The following is a 4,212-nucleotide window of genomic DNA, read 5'->3' as shown; positions in this document are numbered from 1 at the left end:
CGGCCTCGCCGGCGGCGCCGAGTTGGGCCTCCCAACTGGAGAACATGCCCTCGCGCGCGCGGTCGGACGTGGGGCGGGTGCCCTGGCCCGGCGGCACGGTCAGGCGACGGCCGCCGGCGGTTCCTGCGATCACGCGGGTCATCTCTGGGTGCCTTCGCTCTTCGCTCTCGTACGGGACGGGACGGCTCGCTCACGGGCGGCTCACGCGGGGACGGACGGCGGTGCCGGGGCGGGCCGGGCGCCGCACGGGTCGTCGGGACCGAGGATCCCACGGCGGCGGTGCCGGCGCCGGGGCCGTACGGGCCCCGGGCGGGGTCGGCGCGGGGCGGGGATCGGCGCGGGGCGCGGGGCGTCGACGCGGTCAGCCCTTGTCGAGGTAGTCCTCGCGCTCCTCGTCCAGCAGCGCGTTCAACGCCGTACGCAGCTCCGGCAGCCGCTCCAGCTCCGGGTCGTCGGCGACGACCGCGTTCGCCGCCTCGCGTGCGGCCTCGATGATCTCCTCGTCCTCGATCACCGCCAGCATCCGCAGCGACGTACGGGCGCCCGACTGCGCCTGTCCGAGCACATCGCCCTCGCGGCGCTGCTCCAGGTCGATACGGGAGAGCGCGAAGCCGTCGAGCGTCTCCGCGACGGCCTCCAGCCGGGCGCGGGCCGGGCCCGCCTCGGGCGCCTCCGTGACCAGCAGACAGAGGCCGGCGGCGGCACCGCGTCCCACCCGGCCGCGGAGCTGGTGGAGTTGGGAGACGCCGAAGCGGTCGGCGTCCATGATCACCATGACGGTGGCGTTGGGGACGTCGACGCCGACCTCGATGACGGTCGTCGCGACCAGCACGTCGACCTCGCCCCGGGCGAAGCGGCGCATCACCTCGTCCTTGGCGTCCGGCGGCATCCTGCCGTGCAGGGCCTCCACGCGCAGTCCCGCCAGCGGGCCGTCGCGAAGCTGTGCGGCGGTGTCGAGGACGGAGAGCGGCGGACGCCCGTCCTCCTCCGGCTCCTCCTCGGGGAGCGAGCCGCCCAGGGCCTCCTCCTCCTCCGCGGCGGGCTTCCGCTTCGCGGCCTTCGCAGACTTCGCGGCCTTCCCCGACTTCGCGGACGCCCCCGACGCCGGGGCCGCCGTCTCCTGCTCCTCGTCGTCGCCGATGCGCGGGCAGACGACGTACGTCTGGTGCCCGGCCTCCGTCTCCTCCCGTACGCGCTCCCAGGTACGGGCGAGGAAGTGCGGCTTGTCCCGTGCGGGCACGACATGGCTGGCGATGGGCGAGCGGCCGGCCGGGAGCTGGTCGAGGACGGAGGTCTCCAGATCGCCGAAGACGGTCATGGCGACCGTGCGCGGGATGGGCGTCGCCGTCATCACCAGCAGGTGCGGGGGCTGAACTCCCTTGGCGCGCAAGGCGTCCCGCTGTTCGACGCCGAAGCGGTGCTGCTCGTCGACGACGACCAGGCCGAGGTCGTGGAAGCGGACCTTGTCCTCGATCAGCGCATGGGTGCCGATGACGATCCCGGCTTCGCCGGTGGTCAGATCCAGCAGGGCGCGGCGGCGGGCGGCGGCGCCCATCGAACCGGTGAGCAGCACGACCTTCGTGGCCTGTTCGGCGCCGCCGAGCATGCCGCCCTCCGCCAGCTCGCCCATCATCGCCGTGACGGAGCGGTGGTGCTGCTGGGCCAGGACCTCGGTGGGGGCGAGCAGCGCGGCCTGGCCTCCGGCGTCGACGACGGCGAGCATCGCGCGGGTGGCGACCATCGTGTTGTGCGTGACCGTGAAGTGGTCGGTGACGTACGCCCGTTCGGGATGGCGGACGCTGATGCACTGGACGGGTCTGCGTCCCACGGGCTCCGCGGCGCGGATGCGGCGGCGGGGCGGTACGGGCCGCGTGCCGTCGTCGCCGGGCTCGCGTGGCTCCTCCCCGTACGAGGTGCTCTCCGCGTACGAGGCGCTCCCCGCGTACGAGCGGAACGGCGGGTGCTCGGGCGGGAGTACGAAGGCGACCGAGGGGCGCGCCCCCGACTCCCCCTCTGTGGGCGGGTGTTGAGGCTCGTCCGGGCCGCCGTCCGAGCGCTTCTGCGGTCTCGCCGGTGTCCCCGGAGTGATCCGTGCGTAGCCGCCGAGGGAGCGGACGAGCCACGCCACGTCCTCGGCGAGCGCGAGGCCGGCGCAGCGGAGGCGGAGGGAGCCCGGCACGGGTTCGCCGTCGTCCGTGACCCCGCCCGCCTCCGCCGCGGCGTCGAGGATGCCCTGGAGCAGGGCCAGCCGGTTCTTGAGCGAGTCCTCCCGTGACGCCTCCGGTACGGGGCCCGCGCCGTCCGGACGTCCCAGCCGCAGACCCGTCGCGTACGGGTCCTCGCGCTGCGGTGCCGGAGCGCCGAGGTCGACGGGCACGGCGCGCGGGAGCTGCCACTTCGGCGAACCGTCGGGCCCCGTCAGGTCGTTGCGGATCTCGCGCGTGGTCAGCACCCGCGGACGGTCGCCGCGCCGCCACTCCTCGGCCGTGCCGACGTACCAGAGATGCTCGTCGTCGCACTCGACGCTGCTGCCGTCGCACAGCGTCAACCGCCATACCTCGCGCTGCCCTTGGGGGAAGACGCCCTCGACGCTCGCCCGCTCGCCCGAGGGTGTGACGACCTCGTCGCCCGGTTCGATACCGCCCATGGCGCGGAAGCCGCCCGGCGTGAGCACGAGGGCGTCCAGCGGCTGCGCCTTGCCGGAGCCCACCTCGCCCTGGAGCAGCCGGTGCATGGGGTGTTCGGCGGCGAGGTCGTCGAAGATCTCCCGGCTGACGTGCCGTTGGCCCTCGGTGAGAGTGAAGGGCAGCTTCGCGTCGAAGGCGTCCAGCAGCCTTCCCTCGACGGGACGCCGTGCCACGGCGGGCAGTTGGGAGTCGGCCGCGCGGCGCCGGGCGAGCGCGACCTGCAGGATGAACGCCTCGTCCCACTTCAGCCTGTCGCGCGCCGCCGCGACGTCCGCCTTCGTACGCGGCCTGTGCACCTTCTCGAACGCCTCGGGCAGTGTGATCAGCCGCCGCTCCTCGCGGATCGCGGACGGCAGCGGGTCCACGAGCCCGGCCCAGCCCGTGGCCTCCATCGAGGCGAGCACCGTGGCGACGGACTTGGCGATCTTCCACGACGCCATCTGCGCGACGGCCGGATAGATCGGCATCAGACGGTTGGCGAACGCGTCGACGTCCTCGTTGCCGCTGCCCGTGCCGAGCCTCTCGTACTGCGGATGTGCGAGCTGGAGGCGGCCGTTGAAGACGCCGACCTTCCCCGCGAACATCGCGCGCGTGCCCGGCACCAGCTCCTTCTGCGGCTGGTAGACGCCCCGCCCGAAGAAGACGAGCTGGAGCCGGCCGCTGCCGTCGGTGAGGACGACCTCCAGCCGGCGTCCCCTGCCCCGGTTGTACGTGTGCACCTGGGACTTGGCCACCTGCGCGACGACGGTGACGTGCTCGTCCAGCGGCAGATCGGACAGGCGCGTGAGCTGGCCGCGCTCCTCGTAGCGCCGTGGGTAGTGGTGCAGCAGATCGCCGGTGGTGTGGAGGTCGAGATGTTCGGCCAGCACCTTCGCGGTGGCGCCGCCCAGATGCTTCTTCAGGGGTTCGTCGAGCGCGGACACAGCCCCATTGCACACCATGCCGGTGACAGGGCCGGGGATACGGGCGGGAGCGGGGCGTGAGCGCTGTGCGAACTGCGGGACGCGGGGCCGCCGGTGGGGAGACCGGAAGGGAGGTCTCCGGCGGTCACTCGACGCCGATCAGCAGCAGCGAGGAGCGCTGCCGCCCGTCGTAGACGACCGTGTCGACGCCGAGATGACCGGCGCGCACCTGCTCCTCCAGACCGTCGGCGAGGCCCGGGGGCGCTCCGTCGCCGACGATCAGTGTGACCATCTCGCCGCCCGCGGCGAGCATCCGTCCCAGTACGTCGGAGGCCGCCGCGGCGACGTCGTCGCCGATGACGACCACGTCGTCCTCGACCAGACCGAGCACGTCGCCCTCGGCGCAGACGCCCGCCATCGTCCAGAACGGCCGTTCCGCGACGGTGACTTCGCCGTAGCGGGTAGCTCCGGCCGCGTTGGTCATGGCGACGACGTCGTCGTCGAAGCGGCGTTCCGGGTCGTGCACGGCGAGCGCGGCGATGCCCTGGACCGCCGCGCGCGTGGGGACGACCGCGACGCGCGGCGCGGACGCGGCGGCGCGGGACGCCTCGGCGGCACGGGTG

General features: G+C 73.9%; 2 protein-coding genes and 1 pseudogene. All 3 read right to left on the bottom strand.

The annotated features are described in order from the left end of the window. Positions 1–142, bottom strand: a 142-nt coding sequence (locus AN218_RS37875; protein ID WP_244900300.1) for an RsmD family RNA methyltransferase, incomplete at its 3' end; no start/stop codon positions are given. Positions 143–361: 219 nt separating this feature from the next. After that, positions 362–3,628 (bottom strand): helicase-related protein, encoded by a 3,267-nt coding sequence (locus tag AN218_RS05280; RefSeq protein WP_107421366.1) that lies wholly within the window; start codon positions 3,626–3,628, stop codon positions 362–364. Positions 3,629–3,734: 106 nt separating this feature from the next. Continuing rightward, positions 3,735–4,212, bottom strand: a pseudogene (locus AN218_RS05275) (DAK2 domain-containing protein); the annotation flags it as partial.

Origin of the sequence: Streptomyces nanshensis (genome assembly GCF_001751255.1) — a bacterium.
In the GTDB taxonomy this organism is placed as follows: domain Bacteria; phylum Actinomycetota; class Actinomycetes; order Streptomycetales; family Streptomycetaceae; genus Streptomyces; species Streptomyces nanshensis_A.
The sequence above is the reverse complement of the archived record's forward strand: the minus strand, read 5'-3'. Positions and strand labels throughout refer to the sequence as shown.